The sequence below is a fragment of the Streptomyces sp. NPDC047061 genome, from assembly GCF_040643955.1.
Lineage (GTDB): Bacteria > Actinomycetota > Actinomycetes > Streptomycetales > Streptomycetaceae > Streptomyces.
This window is the reverse complement of record NZ_JBEYVI010000006.1, coordinates 258,552-278,636: the sequence shown is the minus strand read 5'-3', so window position 1 is coordinate 278,636 and position 20,085 is coordinate 258,552. Positions and strand designations below refer to the sequence as shown.

General features: G+C 72.4%; 15 protein-coding genes and 1 pseudogene. 10 read left to right on the top strand and 6 right to left on the bottom strand.

Going from position 1 to position 20,085, the window contains the following annotated elements; translation table 11 throughout:
- Positions 1–357, top strand: a pseudogene (locus ABZ887_RS13425) (extradiol ring-cleavage dioxygenase); the annotation flags it as partial.
- A gap of 23 nt (positions 358–380) precedes the next feature.
- On the opposite strand, the gene ABZ887_RS13420 reads toward ABZ887_RS13425, so the two are convergent.
- From ABZ887_RS13420 to ABZ887_RS13410, 3 genes are all read right to left on the bottom strand, one after another.
- The gene (locus ABZ887_RS13420) at positions 381–2,396 is read right to left on the bottom strand and encodes a PASTA domain-containing protein (protein WP_361287326.1); all 2,016 of its coding nucleotides are present in this window, start codon (positions 2,394–2,396) and stop codon (positions 381–383) included.
- Between the two features lie 141 nt (positions 2,397–2,537).
- Entirely contained in the window at positions 2,538–4,130 is a 1,593-nt protein-coding gene (locus ABZ887_RS13415) for an IclR family transcriptional regulator C-terminal domain-containing protein (protein ID WP_361287323.1), read from the bottom strand.
- Between the two features lie 119 nt (positions 4,131–4,249).
- Positions 4,250–5,659, bottom strand: a complete 1,410-nt coding sequence (locus ABZ887_RS13410) for a M6 family metalloprotease domain-containing protein (RefSeq protein ID WP_361287320.1) — start codon at positions 5,657–5,659, stop codon at positions 4,250–4,252.
- A gap of 280 nt (positions 5,660–5,939) precedes the next feature.
- Between ABZ887_RS13410 and ABZ887_RS13405 the strand changes: the two genes are divergently transcribed.
- Positions 5,940–6,590: a TetR/AcrR family transcriptional regulator gene (locus ABZ887_RS13405; protein ID WP_361287317.1), complete on the top strand. Its 651-nt coding sequence runs from the start codon at positions 5,940–5,942 to the stop codon at positions 6,588–6,590.
- 167 nt (positions 6,591–6,757) lie between these two features.
- Positions 6,758–8,296, top strand: coding sequence for an MFS transporter (locus tag ABZ887_RS13400; RefSeq protein WP_361287314.1), 1,539 nt, complete (start codon positions 6,758–6,760; stop codon positions 8,294–8,296).
- Between the two features lie 52 nt (positions 8,297–8,348).
- On the opposite strand, the gene ABZ887_RS13395 is transcribed toward ABZ887_RS13400, so the two are convergent.
- A complete protein-coding gene (locus ABZ887_RS13395) occupies positions 8,349–8,861 on the bottom strand; it encodes a MarR family transcriptional regulator (protein ID WP_361287311.1) in 513 nt (170 codons plus the stop codon).
- Positions 8,862–8,999: 138 nt separating this feature from the next.
- Between ABZ887_RS13395 and ABZ887_RS13390 the strand changes: the two genes are divergently transcribed.
- On the top strand, positions 9,000–9,791 hold the full coding sequence (locus tag ABZ887_RS13390) for a class III extradiol ring-cleavage dioxygenase (protein ID WP_361287308.1): 792 nt from the start codon (positions 9,000–9,002) through the stop codon (positions 9,789–9,791).
- Positions 9,792–9,844: 53 nt separating this feature from the next.
- On the opposite strand, the gene ABZ887_RS13385 is transcribed toward ABZ887_RS13390, so the two are convergent.
- Positions 9,845–10,363 (bottom strand): N-acetyltransferase family protein, encoded by a 519-nt coding sequence (locus ABZ887_RS13385; RefSeq protein WP_361287305.1) that lies wholly within the window; start codon positions 10,361–10,363, stop codon positions 9,845–9,847.
- A gap of 239 nt (positions 10,364–10,602) precedes the next feature.
- Here ABZ887_RS13385 and ABZ887_RS13380 point away from each other — a divergent pair, with 239 nt between their 5' ends.
- Entirely contained in the window at positions 10,603–11,619 is a 1,017-nt protein-coding gene (locus tag ABZ887_RS13380; RefSeq protein ID WP_361287302.1) for a sigma-70 family RNA polymerase sigma factor, read from the top strand.
- 586 nt (positions 11,620–12,205) lie between these two features.
- Positions 12,206–12,814: a TetR family transcriptional regulator gene (locus tag ABZ887_RS13375; protein WP_361287386.1), complete on the top strand. Its 609-nt coding sequence runs from the start codon at positions 12,206–12,208 to the stop codon at positions 12,812–12,814.
- A 187-nt stretch (positions 12,815–13,001) separates the two neighbouring features.
- On the opposite strand, the gene ABZ887_RS13370 is transcribed toward ABZ887_RS13375, so the two are convergent.
- Entirely contained in the window at positions 13,002–13,985 is a 984-nt protein-coding gene (locus ABZ887_RS13370) for a YafY family protein (protein WP_361287299.1), read from the bottom strand.
- Between the two features lie 242 nt (positions 13,986–14,227).
- Between ABZ887_RS13370 and ABZ887_RS13365 the strand changes: the two genes are divergently transcribed.
- From ABZ887_RS13365 to ABZ887_RS13350, 4 genes are all read left to right on the top strand, one after another.
- Positions 14,228–15,685 (top strand): MFS transporter, encoded by a 1,458-nt coding sequence (locus ABZ887_RS13365; RefSeq protein WP_361287383.1) that lies wholly within the window; start codon positions 14,228–14,230, stop codon positions 15,683–15,685.
- A 268-nt stretch (positions 15,686–15,953) separates the two neighbouring features.
- Positions 15,954–16,715: a DeoR/GlpR family DNA-binding transcription regulator gene (locus ABZ887_RS13360; protein ID WP_361287296.1), complete on the top strand. Its 762-nt coding sequence runs from the start codon at positions 15,954–15,956 to the stop codon at positions 16,713–16,715.
- Between the two features lie 29 nt (positions 16,716–16,744).
- Entirely contained in the window at positions 16,745–17,692 is a 948-nt protein-coding gene (gene pfkB, locus ABZ887_RS13355; protein WP_361287380.1) for a 1-phosphofructokinase, read from the top strand.
- 250 nt (positions 17,693–17,942) lie between these two features.
- On the top strand, positions 17,943–20,027 hold the full coding sequence (locus ABZ887_RS13350; RefSeq protein ID WP_361287293.1) for a fructose-specific PTS transporter subunit EIIC: 2,085 nt from the start codon (positions 17,943–17,945) through the stop codon (positions 20,025–20,027).
- The last annotated feature ends 58 nt before the right edge of the window (positions 20,028–20,085 follow it).

Here is a 20,085-nt window from a genome sequence, read left to right as displayed (position 1 = left end):
CAGCACCTCAACATCCAGTGCGCGAGCCTGGACGACCTGGCCCGCAGCTACGAGCGCGTCCACGAACTCGGCTTCGACATGGCCCTGTCCGTCGGGCAGCACACCAACGACAAGGAACTCTCCTACTACGCCCGCACCCCCTCGGGCTTCGAGTGGGAGGTCGGCTGGAACCCCCTCGTCGTCGACGAGACGACCTGGGAACCCAGCACCCACCAGGGCATCAGCGTCTGGGGCCACACCCCGGTCGGCCAGACCATCGTCGACAGACTCGGCCAGTTCCGGCACGGCACCCGCTCCCTGCTCCACCCGGAGCAGACCGTCCCCGCGCTGAGCGGAGGCGGCATCCCCGACGACTGACCATCAGGCCTTCCGGGCCAGCCTCAGGACCCGTCGCCCGCCGTCGGGGACGCGCTCGTCGTGCCGCCCGTCGTGCCGCCCGTCGTACCGTCCGTCGTACCGTCGCCCGACGAGTCGTCGGCGGACTCGGTGACCAGGACCACGGTGCTGCCGGTCACCACCTCGCTGCCCGCCTCCGGAGAGCTGGAGGTGACCACGGCGTCGGACGCCTGCGGGTACCCGGAGGCGACGGTGACCCGGAGACCGAGGCCGGTCAGTTCGTCGCGGGCCTCGCCGAGGGTCTCGCCGACGATGCCGGCGGGGATCAGGACGGTCTGCTCCGCCTTGGCGAGGCTGACGTCGACGGCGGTGCCGGGCGCGACCTCCGTGCCGCCCCGGACGCTCTGCTCCACGACGGTGCCCGCCTCGGCACTGCTCTCGACCTCGGTGGTGTCGGCCAGCTTCAGGTCCTGGGCGGCCAGCAGCTTCCGGGCCTGTGCGAGCGTGCTCCCGGTGAGGTCCGGGACCTGCGACCGCTCCGCCGCCCTGGCCACCGTGAGGGTGATCTCGGTGCCCTTCTCCGCCCTGCCGCCGCCCTCCGGGTCCTGCCTGAGCACGGTTCCGGGGTCCTCCGAGGACTCGACGTGCGTGGTCTTCACCTTGAAGCCCCTGTCCGTCAGGATCCGGGACGCGTCGTCCTCGTCCTTGTCGGTGACGTCCGGCACCTCGACCTTCGGCGCCCCGGTGGAGACGGTGACCGACACGGCCTCGCCCTTGTCGATCCTGCCGTCCGCCGGACTCTGGGTGCAGACGCGGCCCTTCGGCTGGTCGGCGCAGGGTTCGCGGGCCGTGACGGTGAGCGTGAGGCCGACGTTGTCCGCGCTGCCGCGCGCGTCGGCGAGGGTCCTGCCGACCAGGTCCGGCACGTCGGACTTCCCGTCGTCGGCAGGGCCGCGGCCGAAGAGCAGCCAGCCGCAGACCACCGCGGCGACGGCCACGGCGACCCCGGCCGCGATCAGGGCGGTCGTGCTCCTGCGTCCGCCGCCGTCGCGCTCCTCCTCGTCGGGAGGCGGCTCGGCCCCCGCCGGTGCTCCCGTGCCGAGGCAGGCCTCGACGTCGGCGAGCATCTCCGTGGCGGACTGGTAGCGGCGGGCGCGGTCCTTCTCCAGCGCGCGCAGGACGACCGCGTCCACCCGGGCGTCCACCTCGGGGTTGTACAGGCTCGGCGGCTGCGGCGGCTCCTGCAGGTGCCGGTACATCACCGCCATCGGGGAGTCGCCGTGGAACGGCGGCCGGCGGGTGAGCAGTTCGTACAGCAGGCACCCCACCGAGTACAGGTCGGAGCGGGCGTCGATCTCCTCGCCCAGCGCCTGCTCCGGCGAGAGGTACTGCGCGGTGCCGAGCACGGCGTCCGTCCGGGTGAGGCCGGCGTCGTCGGTGTCGCGCGCGATCCCGAAGTCCATGACCTTGACCTGGCCGGAGGAGGTCGTCATGACGTTCGCCGGCTTGATGTCGCGGTGGACGATGCCGTGCTGGTGGGAGTGGGCGAGGGCGCGCAGCACACCGGCGGTCGCCTGCAGGGCGGGTGCGACGGTCAGGTGCGTCCCGGCGGAGTACAGGGCGTCGCGCAGGGTCATCCCGTCGACGTACTCCATCACCAGGTAGGGCAGCGCGAGACCGGCGCCGTACGGGAGGTACCGGTCCTCGCCCGTGTCGTACACCGCCACGATGGACGGGTGGTTGAGCGACGCCGTCGACTGGGCCTCCTTGCGGAACCGCGCCTGGAAGCCGGGGTCGTGGGCGAGTTCGGCGCGGAGGGTCTTCAGGGCGACGTCGCGGTACAGCCGGAGGTCGTGGGCGAGGTGCACCTCGGCCATGCCGCCGGAACCGAGCAGCAGGCGCAGTTCGTACCGGCCGCCGACCAGGGCCGCGGGACCCGGCTGGGCCACGGGCGCCGGTTCCCAGGCCTGGGCGTGACCGCCGTGACCGCCGTGGCCGTCGTAGACGCCGTAGTGGGAGAAGGACGGGTCGTCCGGTCCGCCGAGGTTCACTGTGCTCACTCCACAAACAGTCGGAAGTCTGAGGCGCGGCAACGTGCCACCTCACGGGCCAGGAGCTCCGGAAGGATAATTGCACATCGGCGGGTAAATTTCATCGAGTGCGGGCCGGCGGTGAAGTCCCCAGGTGTGAGGCGTGAGGCGTCAGGACAGAGGGACGCGGCTGAAGCGGGACGCGATGTGGAGGTCGTCCTGGACCCGGGCCGCCGTGGCGTGCAGGGCGGGCAGCACCTCGCTCACGCATTCCTCCAGGGTGCGGCGGGCCGCGTGGGTGGCCACGTTCAGGGCGGCGACCGGACGGCCCGCCCGGTCCCGGACCGGTACCGCGATCGAGCGCAGGCCCGACTCCAGCTCCTCGTCCGCCAGGGCGTACCCGCCCGGTTCGGCGAGCCCGAGCAGCGCCCGGCCGAGCGCGGTACGGCTCGCCGGCAGCCGGGTGCCCACCGTGATGTCCACCGTCAGGACCCGGCTCGCGGCCGCCACCGCGACGTACTGGATCTCCGCCGGACCGGTCCCCGGGACGCCCGGCACCAGCACCGCCAGCGCCGTCGGCTCGTCGAGCCGGTCCGCGAGGGCGCGCAACCGGGGGGCCGCGAGGCGGGCGAGGGTGGTGCGGGACAGCGGGGGGTAGCCCAGGGACAGCACCCGGGGAGTGAGGGTGAACTCGCGGCCGTCCGCGGTCACCAGGCCCAGGTGCTCGTACGTGATCAGGGCCCGCCGGGCCGTCGCCCGGGCCAGGCCCGTCGCCTTCGCCACGTCCGTCAGGGTCAGCGCCGAGCGGCCCTCGCCGAATGCCGTCAGCACCGTCAGGCCCCGGGCCAGCGACTCCACGAAGTCGCGGCCGAGTTCGTGCTTGGAGGCCGTGGTCCACACGGCGAGGCCGGCGGGGGGCGGCCACGGCTCCGCGGGCCGGGCCCCGGCCGCGCGCAGCTCCGCCTCCATCGCCGTCACCGCCGTACGCAGCCGGGGGAGCAGGGTCGCGCGCAGGTCCGCCGCCGTGTGCCGGCTGGTGTGGCTGACGACGCTCGCCACGCACGCGACCCGTCCGATGCCCGGGTCGCGCACCGGGACGGACACCGCGACCAGGCCGGGTTCGACCAGCTGGTCGTCCAGGGCCCAGCCGCTGCGCCGGGCCTGCGCGGTCCGTGCCTCGAAGTCGTCGGCGGCGGCCGGACTCCGGGGCGGTACGGCCGGGAAGCCCGCGTCCGTCGGGTCCGCCGCGCGCCGCGCCCGCCAGGCCGCCCACTCCCGCTCCGTCCACTCGGCCGCGAACAGCGGGCCGGGGGCGGTGCGTTCGGCCGGCAGCAGGTCGCCGATGCGGAAGCTGACGGACATCGCGCGGCGCCGGGTCGCCTGGTGGATGAACCGGATGCCGTCCCGGTCGGCGACCGCGAGGGAGACCGACTCGTCCAGCTCGTCGGCGAGGGCGTCGGCGTGCCTGTCGAGGAGGGCGGGCAGGCGGAGCGCGGCCAGGTAGGCGTTGCCCAGCTCCATGACCCCGGGGGTGAGCACCGCGTCCCGGCCGTCCGGGCGGACGTAACCCATGCGGGAGAGCGTCGCGGTGATCCGGTCCACAGTGGAACGCGCGAGGCCGGTACGCCGTTCCAGCGCGCTCGCGCTCAGCGTCCCGCCCGCCTCGGTCAGCGCCTCCAGCACCGCCACGCCCCGGATCAGCGGCGTCACCGCCTCGGCCGGCGGCTGGTGCGCCGCGGGGGAGGAGGACAGGGGGGCGGTCATCGACTCTCCGGCTCGGGTACGACGGTGTGCGCGGTCTCGGCGATCTCGGTGGCGCACGCCCTACCGTAGACCGTGGCCCACCTGGCCGGTGCCGGGTCCGGCAGCCCGCCCGGAGCCGCTTACCCCCGCGTCACCCGCACCCGGTAGTTCCCGTCCCCGTCCACCCCCTCCACCAGCACCTCGATCCCGTGCTTGGGATCCTTGAAGCTCTCGCCCGGGCCGAACGGGGCATCGGAGAGCTCCGCCTGGACGTTGGGGCTGCGGGTGCAGCCGCCGCTGTCGCCGTGGGCGTCGTACACCTTGATCGGTCCGCGGCCGGTGTCGACGTTCGCGTCGACCTTGTAGACGAGGACGCCGGGCCGGCAGATCTCCTCGTCGTTGCCGCCCTTGGCGCGCACCTCCAGGGCGTAGCCGGTGCGGGCGTCGACGGGGACGAAGACGAGCTTGGGCCCGCCGGCCCGGGAGAGCGGGGTCAGCGTGTACGCGGTGCTGCCGCGGCCCGCCGCGCAGCTGACCTGGTCGGGGTCCAGCCAGCCCAGCTTCCACTTGTGCCAGCCGAGGAGGTCGTTGTCGGCGCCCCAGTCCTCGCTCATGATGTCCCAGTGCCCGACCGCGCCCCCGCCCTCCTGGGTGTAGAGGTCGGGCAGGCCGAAGACGTGGCCGTTCTCGTGGGGGAGGACCCGGTAGCCGGTGCGGGCGTAGGAGCCGGAGCCGTCGTCCTGACGGGAGTAGACGAAGGAGGCGTTGGCGACCGGTGTGCCGTCGGCGACCGGGGCGTCCCCGTTGCCGGCGAAGGTCACCGACAGCACGGTGTCCAGGGCGGAGGGACCGGCGTTCGGGGTGACCAGCACGTTCAGGAGGTCGTACGACCGGAAGTCCACGTCCGGGTCGGCGGCGGCCACGATGTCCTGGACCAGCTGCCGGTAACCGGGGTCGAAGGGCGCGCCGCGCTCTATGCCGTACGCGCTGAACGGCTTCGGCATCCGCAGCCAGTGGTCGATCGGGGCGGCCGGCCGGTAGTCGAGCTTGCCGTAGGAGGCGGCGCGGAACCAGTCCTGGGTCTGCGGGAAGAACTCGTTGTACCGGTCGAGGGCGTTGCCCTGGCCGGGCGCGTCGGGGAAGTCGACCATCAGGGTGAGGGCGTGCACGGTGCCGGTGGAGCGGGAGTAGCCGCCCGGGGTGGGGACGCCCTCGGTCATCTGGATGTCGTGGCCGCCGCTGATCATGCAGGGGCCGTAGACGGAGGAGCGGGCCAGCGCGATCGGTCCGGCGCCGGCCGGTGCGGGGGAAGCCGTGAGGTGCCCGGTGCCCGCCGAGGTGCCGACCGCGAGGATCAGGGCAGCCACGGCGGCGAGGCAGACCGCACGGCGGTGGCGTATGCGGCGGCCCGGCCGTATCGCGCGAACCGGCGCCGTACGGCGGGCCGACGGGGTACGGCGGCGCGGTGCGGTACGGCGGTTCCTGAGGTGGGTGAGGCGGGCGAGACGGGTGAGGCGCGCGGGTGTGCGGCGGCTGGGCTGCGGCTGCATGCATGGACCTTTCGCTCCACGGCAGCCGCCGGTCTCCGGCTGCACCCTTTCGATCACCCTGTGTCGAGGGGGCGTTGGGCGCGCGCTGGAGGGTCCGATCGTGGGACGCCCCGGTCCGGACGGACACGTCCCGGGGCGCCCGCAGCGGAGTGACTCAGGTCACATGGAATTCGGGGAGAGGGCGGAAATAACCGGGGAGCCCTTCCCCGTTTAGACCTGTGTCCGCGCGAAACGGGGAACGCCTCCCCGGATCGCAGAAACCCAAGAACAGGAGTGCGCCGTGCAGACCGCGACCGCTGTCCCCAGCCTGCGCAAGGCACCCCGGCCCCGCGCCGACGCCCTGCGCAACCGGGAGCGGATCGTCACCGCCGCCCGGGAGATGTTCACCGAGTACGGCCCCGACGTGCCGCTCGACGACATCGCCCGCCGGGCCGGCGTCGGCAACGCCACGGTGTACCGCAACTTCCCCGACCGCGACGCGCTCGTCCGTGAGGTCGTCTGCTCCGTGATGGACCGGACGTCGGAGGCGGCCGAGCTGGCGCTCGCGGAGTCCGGGGACGCCTTCGAGGCGCTGGAGCGCTTCGTGCACATCTCCGCCGACGAGCGGGTCAGCGCGCTGTGCCCGATGGTCTCCAGCACCTTCGACCAGAACCACCCCGACCTGGAAGCGGCGCGCGAGCGCATCGAGCAGCTCATCGAGCAGCTCATGGACCGTGCCAAGGCGGCCGGACAGCTCCGTCCGGACGTGGGCGTCGGCGATGTGATGATCGCCGTGGCCCAGCTCAGCAGGCCCCCGTTCGGCACCGACTGCCTGGTCGGCGACCGCTTCGTCCACCGTCATCTGCAGCTGTTCCTGGACGGGCTGCGGGCCCCGGCCCGCTCCGTCCTGCCGGGCACGGCCGTGACCATGGAGGACCTGCGCCAGGCCTGACCCAGCCGCACCAGCCGACCCAGCCGCGACCCAGCCCGCGAGTCGCCGATCAGTTCGGGACCGTACGCCGGTCTCTCACCTCAAGCATCCCTTTCCGTATCGCACGCATCACTTCCGTACCGCACGCATCACCTTTTCCGTCACGAAGTCACGAAGTGGGTACCCCCATGTCAGAAACAGCCGCCAAGGCTCCCGGCGCACCGGCACAGTCCGGTGATGCCAACCGCTGGAAAGCGCTCGTCTTCATCGCGCTCGCCCAGCTGATGGTCGTCCTCGACGCGACCATCGTGAACATCGCGCTGCCCTCCGCCCAGACCGACCTGGGCATCTCCGACGGCAACCGGCAGTGGGTCGTCACGGCCTACGCCCTCGCCTTCGGCGGTCTGCTCCTCTTCGGCGGCCGGATCGCCGACCTGTGGGGCCGCAAGCGGGCCTTCGTCATAGGCCTGGCCGGCTTCGCCGCCGCCTCCGCGCTCGGCGGCGCCGCGACCAGCGGCGCGATGATGTTCGGCGCCCGCGCCCTGCAGGGCGTCTTCGGCGCCATGCTCGCCCCGGCCGCGCTCTCCCTGCTCGCCGTGATGTTCACGGACGCCAAGGAGCGCGCCAAGGCGTTCGGCATCTACGGCGCGATCGCCGGCGGTGGCGGCGCCGTCGGCTTCATCCTCGGCGGTGTGCTCACCGAGTACCTGGACTGGCGCTGGACGTTCTTCGTGAACATCCCGTTCGCCATCGTCGCCGCGCTCGGCGCGTACTTCGTCATCCGCGAGCCGGAGGGCGGCCGCAACCGCAACCCGCTCGACATCCCCGGTGTGCTCCTGTCCACCCTCGGCCTGGTCTCGCTGGTGTACGGCTTCACCCGCGCCGAGTCCGACGGCTGGGGCGACGTCAGCACCGTCGGCCTGTTCGTCGCCTCCGCGGTGCTGCTGATCGCGTTCGTCGTCACCGAGATGCGGGTCAAGGCCCCGCTGCTGCCGCTGCGCGTGGTCCTCGACCGCAACCGCGGCGGTATCTACCTCTCCCTCGGCATCGCGATCATCGCGATGTTCGGCACCTTCCTCTTCCTGACCTACTACCTCCAGGTCATCAAGGGCTTCTCGCCGATCAAGACCGGCTTCGCCTTCCTGCCGATGATCGCGGGCATGATGGTCGGCTCCACCCAGATCGGCGCCCGGCTGATGACCCGGGTTCCGGCCCGGACCCTGATGGGCCCCGGCTTCCTGGTCGCCGCGGGCGGCATGCTGGTCATGACCCAGATGGAGATCGGCTCGTCGTACGCCTCGACGATCCTGCCGGCGATGCTGCTGCTCGGTCTCGGCATGGGTACGGCGTTCATGCCGGCCATGTCCCTGGCCACGCTCGGCGTCGAGCCCCGGGACGCCGGTGTCGCCTCCGCGATGGTCAACACCTCGCAGCAGGTGGGCGGCGCCATCGGTACGGCCCTGCTGAACACGATCGCCGCGTCCGCGACGACGTCGTACATCAAGGACCACATCGCGACCGCGACCTCCAGGTCGCAGCAGCAGCTGGTCCAGATGGAGGGCGCGGTGCACGGCTACGCCAACGCGATCTGGGTCGCCGTCGGCATGCTGGTGCTGGCCGCGGTCATCGTGGTGTCCCTCGTCAACGCCGGCAAGCCGGACACCACGACGGTGGCCTCCGGTGAGGGCGCCGAGGACGAGGTGGCGATCCCGGTGGTCGCCCACTGAGCCTCTGAGCGACCACCCGGGTACCCGCAACGCGGACCTGTTCCTGCGCTCCTCAGCGGAGCCAGGGCAGGTCCGCGCCCGCTTCGTTGGGCTGCAGGCCCTCGGCGACGATCTGCATGATCTCGCCGAGGGCCTGCTGCTGTTCCGGGCTCAGCCGCTCGAACAACGCCTGCCGTACGGCGCCCACATGGCCCGGTGCGGTCTGCCGCAGCACCTCGGCGCCCTGGTCGGTCAGGACGGCGAACTGGCCCCGCTTGTCGGAGGGGCAGTCCTCCCGCCGTACCCAGCCGTTCTTCTCCAGGCGGGCGACGGCGTGCGAGAGCCGGGACCGGGTGATCTTCGCGTTCATGGCCAGCTCGGTCATCCGCAGCCGCCGCCCGGGTGCTTCGGCGAGCCCGACGAGCAGGCCGTAGTAGATGTGCGGCATCCCCGCGTCGCGCTGGAGCTGACGGTCCAGATGGTCTTCCAGCAGGGTCGTGGCGTGCAGATACGCGCGCCAGACGCGCTGTTCGTCGTCGGTGAGCCAGCGGCTCTGCGCGGGGGCGGAAGCGGATGCCGTATTCATGTATCCCACTGTACGAGGCCTCTCCTTGAAGATTAAACAAGTGGGGCGTAGGGTGGTGGAAAGAAAAGCTTGAGAGTTAAAACAGTTGTGTTCGAGACAGGGGCCGGGAGGGTCCGGTACCCGGAGGGAGCCACCGCCATGTCCGCCGCCGCACAGGAGCGCATGCCCGCCCTCTATCTGAGCCACGGCGCGCCGCCGCTCGCCGACGACCCGGTCTGGCCCGGCGAGCTCGCCGCCTGGAGCGCGGACCTCCCCCGCCCCAAGGCGATCCTGATGGTCTCCGCCCACTGGGAGGAGGCCCCCCTCGCCCTCGGTGCCGTCCAGACCGTCCCCCTCGTCTACGACTTCTGGGGCTTCCCGGAGCACTACTACCAGGTGCGGTACGCGGCCCCCGGCGCGCCCGAGCTGGCCGAGTCCGTCCGCAAGCTGCTGCGCGCCCCCGGCACCCCCGTGCAGGACATCCCGGACCGCGGCCTCGACCACGGCGCCTACGTGCCCCTGGTGGAGATGTTCCCGGCCGCGGACATCCCTGTCCTGCAGATCTCCATGCCCACCCTCGACCCGGTCCGCCTGATGGAGATCGGCCGCCGCCTCGCCCCGCTGCGCGACGAGGGCGTGCTGATCGTCGGCTCCGGCTTCTTCACCCACAACCTGGCCGCCCTGCGCCACGTGGGCAACGGTGTGCCGTCCTGGTCCTCCGAGTTCGACGACTGGGGGCACCGGGCGCTGGAGAACCGGGACTGGGACGCCCTGCTCGACTTCCTCGACAAGGCCCCGGCCGGCCGCTACGCCCACCCGCGCACCGAGCACTTCGCCCCGCTCTTCGTCACCATGGGCGCGGCCGAGGCGGGCGGCGAACTGGACGCGCAGCACTCGGTGATCGACGGGTTCTGGATGGGGATGGCGAAGCGGTCGGTGCAGTTCGGCTGACGGAGCTGACGGGGCTGAGAGGGGGGGGCGGGGCCGGTGGGTCGGCGGGTCGCCTACAGCGGGCGCTCGTACCAGGCCACGTCCCAGTAGCGGCCGAACTTGCGGCCCACCTCGTGGTACGTGCCGACGTACCGGAAGCCGAAGCGCTCGTGCAACCGGGTGGACGCCTCGTTCGGCTGCGCGATGCCCGCGTAGGCGCGGTGCAGGTCCTCGCCGGCGAGCGCCTCGAAGAGGGCCTTGTAGAGGAGCGTGCCGACCCCGCGCCGGCCGGCGTCGGGGGCGACGTAGACCGTGGTCTCCACGGAGGTCGCGTAGGCCGGTTTTGCTCGGTAGGGGCTGGATGTGGCGTACCCGAGAATCTGCTGTGAGTCCGCTGACGTGGCAACCATCAGGCGGTACGGGCCGTCTTCCGGGTGGGAGAGCAGCCACGGACGACGCTCTTCCGGCGTGAAGGCCACCGTGTCGAATGTGATGGACGTCTCACGAACGTAGTGATTGTAGATCTCCGTGAGAGCTTCGAGGTCCCCCTCGACTCCCGGCCTGACCTGCACCTCTGTACGTTCCGACGGCACCGCGCCTCCTCACGTGGTCGCACAGGGTACTGCATGATCAGAAAAATCGGGGGGCGGCATGGGAATTCTGTCCGGATTCCAGTCGTTGTTTCCTTCGGATGCCGGGCACTCGGCGAGAGTCCCAGGAGTTCCAGAAGTGGAGTTCCGGAGCACTGCCAGCCGAGCGCCGAGCATTCGCTGAAGGACCGAGAAGAACCGACAGGACCACCCCGCCCGCCCACCATCGCAAGGGAGCACGCATGGCAACCCGTGCCGTCGCCCGTCGTCAGTCCGCCGCCTCCGGCGAGACGGCCGACGCGGCAACCAGTGTTCGCGCCCGTGGCGTTCGCAGCCATGGCGGCGAGATCGCCGACCGCGATCTGGTCGGCATGTACCTCGACGAGATCGCACGCACGCCGCTGCTCGACGCCGCCAAGGAAGTCGAGCTGTCCCAGGCCGTGGAGGCGGGTGTGTTCGCGCGACAGGTCCTCGACGGCGAGGAGGAGTCCGCGTCGGACGCCACCCGTGAGGAGCTGGAGGCGCTCGTCGCCGCCGGTGAGCGGGCGAAGGACGTCTTCATCCGCTCCAACCTCCGCCTGGTCGTGGCCGTCGCCCGACGCTACCCGCGCAGCGGCCTGCCCCTCCTCGACCTGATCCAGGAGGGCAACGCCGGTCTGGTGCGCGCCGTCGAGAAGTTCGACTACCGCAAGGGCTTCAAGTTCTCCACGTACGCCACCTGGTGGATCCGCCAGGCGATCACCCGCTCCATCGCCGACCAGTCCCGGACCATCCGGCTCCCCGTCCACCTGGTGGAGGAGCTCGGCCGGATCCGTCGCGTCCAGCGCGAGTTCAACCGGGAGCACGGCCGCGAACCGGAGCCCGCCGAGATCGCCGCCGAGCTCGGCTCCACGCCCGAGCGCGTCACCGACGTCCTGGACTGGGCCCGTGACCCGGTCTCGCTGAACATGGCGGTGGACGACGACGGCGACACCCAGTTCGGCGACCTGCTGGAGGACACCTCGGCGGTCAGCCCCGAGCAGTCCGTCCTGACCCTCCTGCGCAGCGAGGAACTCGACGACCTGATCGGCCGCCTGGACCAGCGCACGGCCTCCATCATCAAGATGCGGTACGGCATCGAGGACGGCCGCGAGCGCACACTGACCGAGGTCGGCAAGGAGCACGGACTGACCCGTGAGCGCATCCGCCAGATCGAGAAGCACGCGCTGCTCGAGCTGAAGAAGCTGGCCCGCTCCACCGGGTTCGAGCCGGCGGCGTAAGGGGGGTGAGGGGTGTGAGGGGGCAGGGGGTTCGCACGAGTGGGGCTCGCGTGACAGACACGCGCGAGACCCCGCTCGCGCCGGGCGCGTGCGCCGGGTGGCGAAAGACGGCGCAAACATGGCGCGGTACCGCCGCTTCAAGGCTCCACGTGTAGGGAACAACCATCCAGGGCCGGGGAGTCGAGGTCCACGGTCGCACCGCCGCCCTCAACCCTCTTAGCGCACCTCACCCCTGACGCCCCGTCGAAAAAGCCACGTCCCGACGCACCATCCCCCCGGCGCCGGGACTCTCCCAGAGCCGGACTCCGGCGCCCACCCCCCCCGGGCGTCGGAGTCCGGCTCCACTCTTTCCGCGCCCGCGGCGCCGGCCACGCTCTCCCCGCTCTCTGCGGGGAACGGCGGGGCGGGCCGCGTTTGCCGGGCTCCCGCGCCCCCGGGCATGCTGAGACGGTGGTTCACCCCGTACCTGAACCACGGGGTGAACCACCGGATGGCAGATTCTGCCACAGAGGCATAGCCTGCCGAGGTGAGCACCCCCAGCACCACCGGCAACACCCCCGCGCAGGACCCCGCCCCCCTCTCCCTCATGGAACGGCGCAAGGCGGAGACCCGCATGGAGATAGCCCGGGCCGCCGCGGGCCTCTTCGTACGGCATGGCCTGCGGGCCACACGTGCCGAGGACATCGCGCAGGCCGCGGGCATCGCCCCCCGCACGTTCTACCGCTACTTCGCCACGAAGGAAGAGGCGGTCGCCCCGCTCTACGCGGCGGGCGCCCGGCGCTGGGCGGAGGCGGTACGGGCGGCCCCTGCGGCGCTCTCCGTCCCCGAGGCCCTGGAACACGCCGTCCGCCACACCCTGACGCCCGGCGAAGGGGTCTCCGCCGCCTCCTGGGAATGGGTCCGCACCCTGATCCACCTGGCCGACACGAGCCCGGCCCTGCGCAAGGTGTGGGCGGAGGTCTGCCAGTCCTCCGACCGACTCCTGGCCTCGATCCTCGCGGAGCGCACGGCCACCACCGTCGACAACGTTGCCCCACCTGCCCATCTCCGCTTCACGGCGGCGGTGGCCGGCGCGGCGGTGCGCGTGGCCGTCGAGTCCTGGGCGGCGGGCACGGGTCCGGAAGGCCCGGCGGCCTTGGCCCTGCAGAACCTGGCGGCGCTACGGGGGTTCGCGTGGGAGCCCCCGAACCCGTAGCCACTCGGCGGTGACCGGTCGCCCGGCTGCGGGCCGGTGGGGGCTGAGCGCGCAGTTCCCCGCGCCCCTAAAAGACTAAAGACATAGCTGCGGGCAGGCGTGCCGCAGGGCGGCACGGGTGGGCGCTGGGGGTCCCCCCGGCCGAAGGCTGGGGGAGGCACCCTGCCAGCGCCGGTAAGCGTCCCCCTCACGCACCCCCGGCCCGGCTCAACCGGCCCCCCAACTCCCGCACGCACGCCACCAGTTCCGCAGGCTCCCGCACCACGAACTCACACCCCACCATCCCCAGCCGCACCGCCAGCCACTCCACCGGATCCCCGGTCTCCCCCCGGACAACACACCACCCGCCGCCTCCACCCCCTGTCCCTTCCTCGTCCACCGGCGTCCCCAACCACCCCGGCAGCCGAGCCCCCACCTCCGCCGCCGTCCCGGCGAAGGCGACAGTGAACCCGTATGTCTCCTGCCGCCGTTGGATGGACCGCCGCAGGTACTCCGCCGCACTCCCCGTCGGCATCTCCCGCGGAGCGAACCGCGCCCCGGTGGCGAACGGCTCGCTCAGCCGGTCGACCCGGAACGTCCGCCAGTCGTCGCGATCGAGGTCGTACGCCACGAGGTACCACCGCCGCCCCGTCGACACCAGCCGGTACGGCTCCGCCTGACGCCGCGTCTCGCTCCCGTCCGCCGCCCGGTACGCGAACCGCAACCGCTCCCGCCCCGCGACCGCCGACGCCATCACGGTCAGCGTCTCGGGCGCGATACTCGCCCCGTCCCCGCTGGTCAGCGGCGTGGTCGCGGCCTGCAAGGTGGTCACCCGGTGCCGCAGCCGGGCCGGCAGCACCTGCTCCAGCTTCGCCAGCGCCCGCACCGACGCCTCGTCCACCCCCGCCAGGGCATGCCCCGCCCCGGCCCGCAGCCCGACCGCGATGGCGACGGTCTCCTCGTCGTCGAGCAGCAGCGGCGGCATCGCCTTCCCCGCGACCAGCCGATACCCCCCGTCGGCCCCCTTGCTGGCCTCGACGGGATATCCCAGCTCCCGCAGCCGGTCGATGTCCCGCCGCACGGTACGCCGCGACACCCCGAGCCGGTCGGCGAGCTCACCGCCGGGCCACTCACGGGGCGTCTGGAGAAGAGACAGGAGCTGCAGCAGCCGAGCCGGGGTGTCTGTCGTCATGTACCCGAGCATGCCCGACCACTAGGACGGAATCTGACCTAATGCTCCCCTAGCTTGGCGATATGACCTCCAGCGACATGAGCGCCCCGCAGGGGCACGGGGCTGTATCGAACAGCGGCTCCGCCGCGGTGCGCGACCAGCCACGACGAACCGGCACGGACAACACCACGCCGACCCCGACGGCGCCCGAACCGTCGGCCTCCCTCGGTGCACCGCACCGCTGGCTGGCCCTGGCCATCGTCATGACCGCCGCCTTCATGGACCTCGTCGACGTCACGATCGTCAACATCGCCATCCCCTCCATCCAGCGGGACGCCGGCGCCTCCTTCAGTCAGATCCAGTGGATGACCGCCGGCTACGCCCTGGCCTTCGCCGCAGGCCTGATCACCGGCGGCCGCCTCGGCGATATTCACGGCCGCAAGCGACTGTTCCTGATCGGCGTCGCGGGCTTCACCCTCGCCTCGGCCCTGTGCGGCTTCGCCGCCAACCCGGAGATGCTGGTCGCCTCCCGCATCCTGCAGGGCGGCATGGCCGCGATGATGGTCCCGCAGGTCCTGTCGATCGTGCACGCCACCTTCCCGGCGCACGAACGCGGCAAGGTCTTCGGCATGTTCGGCGCGATCGTCGGCCTGGGCGCGGTCTCCGGCCCGCTGCTCGGCGCCCTCCTCACCGAGTGGAACCTCTTCGGCCTCGAATGGCGCCCGATCTTCCTGATCAACCTCCCGGTCGGCATCGCCGCCCTCCTCCTCGGCCGCCGTTACATCAGCGAATCCAAGGCCCCGCACGCGCTGCGGCTCGACCTCGTCGGCGTCACCCTGGTCACCCTCGGCCTGCTGATGCTGCTCTACCCGCTGACCCGCGGCCGCGAGCTGGGCTGGCCGCTGTGGGGGTACGGGTCGATGGCGGGCTCGCTCGTCGCCTTCGGCACGCTGGTGGTGTACGAACGCCGCAAGGCCGCCCGCGACGGCTCCCCCCTCATCGAGCCCTCCCTCTTCGCCGTGAAGAGCTTCGCCGCCGGTATCGCCGTGCAGACGGTCTTCGGCGTGGCGCTAGGCATCTTCTTCCTGGTCTGGACGCTGTACATGCAGGTCGGCCTCGGCTGGACCCCGCTGCACGCCGGCCTGACCGGGGTGCCGTTCTCGATCTCCGTCTCCGTCGCGGCCGGCGTGTCCGTGCAGAAGCTGGTCCCGCGCTTCGGACGCAAGGTGCTCCAGGCCGGCGCCCTGCTGATGGGCCTCGGTGTCCTGATCTACATCTGGGAGTCGGACCGCTACGGCCTCGCCATCGCCTCCTGGCAGATGGCCCTGCCGCTGGTCGTGATGGGTGCGGGCATGGGCCTGATCGTCGCCCCGCTGACGGACGCGGTGCTCTCGGAGGTGCCGCGCGAGCACGCCGGTTCCGCCTCCGGTCTGATCAACACCGTGCAGCAGATGGGCAACGCGCTCGGCCTCGGCCTGGTCTCGGTGGTCTTCTACGGCGTCGTCGACGACCGGACGACCGCGTCCCGGATCGGCCCGGCCTTCGTGAACGGCTTCCAGCACGCCCTGCTCTGGGTGGCGGCGGTGATGGCCGTGATCTTCCTCCTGATGTCCGCCCTGCCGAAGCGCCCGGCGCAGCATCTGGAGGCGGGCGGCGCGGAGGCGGGCGGCGCGGATGCACCGCTGCCCGTGCCGGAAGGGGAACCCGAACTCGTCCACTGACCGTCACCAGTCGAAGGGCCCGGCGCCGGAAGGCGCCGGGCCCTTCTGCGTGGGCCGCGTGGGCCGCACGGGCGCCGTGGAGGTGCCCCGAACAGGCCGAAAGCCCGATCGTGTCCGTTTGCGGCCCGAACCTGTTTACTTTCCGGAAATCCCGGCGTAGCCTCCTCGCGAAACCACAAGTTCGGGCATCAGTCAGACGCAGTCGGACATGGGGTCGGACAGGAACCGGACATCAGCCGGACGTATCTTGGAGCGGAGGCGCAGGGGCATGTACGCACCGGAGCGGCAGCAGGAGATCCTCCGGCTCGCCCGTGACGGCGGCCGGGTGGACGTCGTGTCGCTCGCCGAGGAGTTCCAGGTCACGCAGGAGACGATCCGCCGCGACCTGAAGGCCCTCGACCGGGCCGGCCTAGTCCGCCGGGTGCACGGCGGCGCGATCCCGGCCGGGCGCCTCGACTTCGAACCGGACCTCGCCGAACGCGAGTCCACCTCGGCCGACGAGAAGGACCGCATCGCCAAGGCCGCCGTCCCGGAACTGCCGACCGAGGGCACCCTGATCCTCGACGCCGGTTCCACGGTCGCCCGCCTCGCCGCGGCCATCCCGCTGGAGGCGTCCCTCACCGTCGTCACCCACAGCCTGCCCATCGCGGCCCGCCTCGCCGACCACCCGGGCATCCAGCTCCACCTGGTCGGGGGGCGCGTACGGCACCGTACCCGCGCCGCCGTGGACGCCTGGGCGCTGCGCGCGTACAGCGAGATCCGGGCCGACGTCCTCTTCGTCGCCGCCAACGGCTTCTCCGCCGACCAGGGCCTGACCACCCCCGACCTCGCCGAGGCCGCGGTCAAGCGGGCGGCCGTCGCCGCGGCCCGCCGGGTGGTCCTGCTCGCCGACTCCGCCAAGCACGGCCAGGAGCACTTCGCCCGCTTCGGCGACATGGGCGACGTGGACCTGCTGATCACCGACAGCGGGCTGAGCCCCGAGGACGCCGCCGCCATCGAGCGCGGCGGCACGGAAGTAGTACGAGCATGAGCAACACGAGCGGCACGTTCGGTACGGGCATGATCCTCACCGTCACCCCCAACCCCTCCCTCGACCGCACCTACGAGGTCCCCGCCCTGGAGCGCGGCGAGGTCATCCGCGCCTCCGGCGAGCGCATGGACCCCGGCGGCAAGGGTGTCAACGTCTCGCGTGCCGTGGCGGCCGCCGGCCGTCGTACCGTCGCCGTCCTGCCCCTGGGCGGAGCGCCGGGCGCGCTCGTCGCCGACCTGCTGGACGCGCAGGGCATCGAGGTCGCGCCGGTCCCGGTCGCCGGAGCCACCCGTTCCAACATCGCGCTCGCGGAGTCCGACGGGGTGCTCACCAAGATCAACGCGCCGGGCCCGGAACTCTCGGCGGAGGAGCAGGAACTGCTCCTGGAGACCGTGCGCGAGCAGTCGCGCGACGCCGACTGGATCGCCTGCTGCGGCAGCCTGCCGCGCGGCCTCGCACCCTCCTGGTACGCCGAGGTCGTCGCCCGGGCGCACGCCGGCGGCGCGCGTATCGCGCTGGACACCTCGGGGCGCGCGCTGCTCGAAGCGCTGCGCGAGCAGCCCGACGTGGTGAAGCCGAACGCCGAGGAGCTCGCGGAGGCCGTCGGGCGCCCCCTGACGACCGTGGGCGACGCGCTCAAGGCGGCCGAGGAGCTGCGCGGCATGGGCGCCCACGCCGTCCTCGCCAGCCTGGGCGCCGACGGCCAGCTGCTCGTGGACGACTCGGGCGCCTGGTTCGCGAGCGCCCGCGTGGACACCGTCCGCAGCAACGTCGGCGCCGGTGACTCCTCCCTCGCCGGTTTCCTCATCGCCGGCGGCAGCGGCCCGAAGGCCCTCGCCTCCGCCGTCGCCCACGGCGCCGCCGCCGTCCAGCTGCCCGGCAGCGTGATGCCCACCCCGGCCGACCTGGACCCGTCCGCGGTGACCGTCACCGACCGCGTCCCCGTCGACCGCGAACTGACGGAGCCGGTGTCATGAACGCTCTTACGACCGCTCACCGGGCCGCGCTCCTCCCCGGCGCCGCCCGCCGACAACCGGCCCAGGAGCGGCGAGGCGTCTCGTTACTCGCCGCACCGACGGGCCGTCGGGGCACCCTGAGCCGCCCCGCCGTGCCCGGGAGGCGGGGCTTCCCCGGCCCCGCCTCCCACCCCGCCCCCCACGGCACCCCCGTCCCCGAAGAACCCGCCCACCCCACACCCCGGGCGATACGCGTGCATAGGAGCCCGCGATGAGCGACATGATCACCGCGGACCTGGTCGATCTCGACCTGTCCGCCGATACGAAGGAAGCGGCGGCGCGCGCCCTCGCCGAGCGCATGGTGACCCTGGGCCGGGTGACCGACCTGGAGGGCTTCCTCGCCGACGTGGCCGCCCGCGAGGCCCAGATGCCCACCGGCCTCGACGGCGGCATCGGCATCCCGCACTGCCGCAGCGCCCACGTCACCGAGCCGACGCTCGCCTTCGGGCGCAGCGCCGCCGGCATCGACTTCGGCGCCGCCGACGGACCCGCCGACCTGATCTTCCTGATCGCGGCCCCCGCCGGTGCCGACGACGCCCACCTCACGATCCTCTCCTCGCTGGCCCGCCAGCTGATGAACAGCGAGTTCACGGACGCGCTGCGGTCGGCGGGCGACGCGGCGACCGCGGCGGCCCTGATCCGCGGCGACGAGACGCCCGCGCCCGCGCCGGGCACGGAGGCGGCGGGCGTCGCCCAGAACACCGCTGCGGCGCCGGCGGCGGCCTCCGCCGGCACCGCAGCGGTCAGCACGAGCACGGGTAGCGGCTCGGGCACGGCTTCGGACGCGGGGGAGCGTCCCTTCCGTATCGTCGCCGTCACCTCCTGCCCCACCGGCATCGCCCACACCTACATGGCGGCCGAGTCCCTGGAGAACGCCGGCCGTGAGGCGGGCATCGAGCTCGTCGTCGAGACGCAGGGCTCGGCCGGCTTCACCCGGCTCGACCCGGACGCCATCGCGGCGGCGGACGGCGTGATCTTCGCCCACGACGTGCCCGTCCGTGAAAAGGACCGCTTCGCCGGCAAGCCCACCGTCGACGTCGGCGTGAAGGCGGGCATCAACCGCCCCGCCGAACTGATCGGCGAGGTCCGCGCGAAGGCGGCCCGCGGCGAGGTCACCTCCGGCTCCGCGCCCTCCACACCGGTCGAACGCGCCGGGGAGGCGGGCGAGGGCTACGGCACCAAGCTGCGCAAGTGGCTGATGTCCGGCGTGAGCTACATGGTCCCGTTCGTCGCGGCCGGCGGTCTGCTGATCGCCCTCGGCTTCGCGATCGGCGGCTACACGATCAACAAGGCGCCGTCGGTCATGGACCACTTCGTGTGGACCCAGGGCGACAGCTGGGCCGCGCTGCTCTTCCAGATCGGTGTCGTCTCCTTCGGCTTCCTCGTCCCCGTCCTGGCCGGCTACATCGCCTACGGCATGGCCGACCGGCCGGGCCTGGTCCCCGGTTTCGTCGGCGGCATGATCGCCTCCACCATCAACGCCGGCTTCCTCGGCGGTCTGGCTGCCGGTCTGATCGCCGGTGGCGTGGTGATGGCGATCCAGAAGGTCAAGATCCCCGCGGCGGTGCGTGGCATCATGCCGGTCGTGGTGATCCCGCTGATCTCCTCGGCGATCGTCGGGTTCCTGATGTTCGTCGTGATCGGCAAGCCCATCGCCTCCGCCCAGAAGGGCATGACCGACTGGCTGAACGGCCTCTCCGGCTCCAACGCCGTCCTGCTCGGGGCCCTGCTCGGCCTGATGATGTGCTTCGACCTCGGCGGCCCCGTCAACAAGGTCGCGTACACCTTCGCCACCGCCGGTATCGCGGTCTCCAACCCCAGTGACTCCGCGATGAAGATCATGGCGGCGGTCATGGCGGCCGGTATGGTCCCGCCGCTGGCGATGGCCCTGGCCACCACCGTGCGCGGCAAGCTCTTCACCGAGACCGAGCGCGAGAACGGCAAGGCCGCCTGGGTGCTGGGCGCCTCCTTCATCTCCGAGGGCGCGATCCCGTTCGCGGCCGCCGACCCGCTGCGCGTCATCCCGTCCTCGATGGTCGGCGGCGCCGTCACCGGCGCCCTGTCGATGGCCTTCGGCGCCACCCTGCGCGCCCCGCACGGCGGCATCTTCGTGGTCCCGCTGATCGGCAACCCGTTCCTCTACCTGATCGCCATCGCCGCCGGTGTCTGTGTCACCACGGCCCTGGTCGTCCTCCTGAAGGGCCTGCGCAAGCCGGCCCGGCAGACCCCGGCGAACGGCTCCGCCACCGGCCCGGCCGCCACCGCGAAGGAGGCCAAGCAGCCGGTCGCGGCCTGAGCGCCGACGCCCCTCTTGTCCCTTTGATTCGCTGTGAGTTGTTCACGGCACCTGCGAG

Excerpts from the sequence above, each read along its gene's own strand:
- ABZ887_RS13375 (WP_361287386.1), top strand. The coding sequence starts at position 12,206 with ATGGAACGGCGCAAGGCGGAGACCCGCATGGAGATAGCCCGGGCCGCC.
- ABZ887_RS13400 (WP_361287314.1), top strand. The coding sequence starts at position 6,758 with ATGTCAGAAACAGCCGCCAAGGCTCCCGGCGCACCGGCACAGTCCGGT.
- ABZ887_RS13380 (WP_361287302.1), top strand. The coding sequence starts at position 10,603 with ATGGCAACCCGTGCCGTCGCCCGTCGTCAGTCCGCCGCCTCCGGCGAG.
- ABZ887_RS13360 (WP_361287296.1), top strand. The coding sequence starts at position 15,954 with ATGTACGCACCGGAGCGGCAGCAGGAGATCCTCCGGCTCGCCCGTGAC.
- ABZ887_RS13390 (WP_361287308.1), top strand. The coding sequence starts at position 9,000 with ATGTCCGCCGCCGCACAGGAGCGCATGCCCGCCCTCTATCTGAGCCAC.
- ABZ887_RS13415 (WP_361287323.1), bottom strand. The coding sequence starts at position 4,130 with ATGACCGCCCCCCTGTCCTCCTCCCCCGCGGCGCACCAGCCGCCGGCC.
- ABZ887_RS13395 (WP_361287311.1), bottom strand. The coding sequence starts at position 8,861 with ATGAATACGGCATCCGCTTCCGCCCCCGCGCAGAGCCGCTGGCTCACC.
- ABZ887_RS13350 (WP_361287293.1), top strand. The coding sequence starts at position 17,943 with ATGAGCGACATGATCACCGCGGACCTGGTCGATCTCGACCTGTCCGCC.
- pfkB (WP_361287380.1), top strand. The coding sequence starts at position 16,745 with ATGATCCTCACCGTCACCCCCAACCCCTCCCTCGACCGCACCTACGAG.
- ABZ887_RS13370 (WP_361287299.1), bottom strand. The coding sequence starts at position 13,985 with ATGACGACAGACACCCCGGCTCGGCTGCTGCAGCTCCTGTCTCTTCTC.
- ABZ887_RS13410 (WP_361287320.1), bottom strand. The coding sequence starts at position 5,659 with ATGCAGCCGCAGCCCAGCCGCCGCACACCCGCGCGCCTCACCCGTCTC.
- ABZ887_RS13365 (WP_361287383.1), top strand. The coding sequence starts at position 14,228 with ATGACCGCCGCCTTCATGGACCTCGTCGACGTCACGATCGTCAACATC.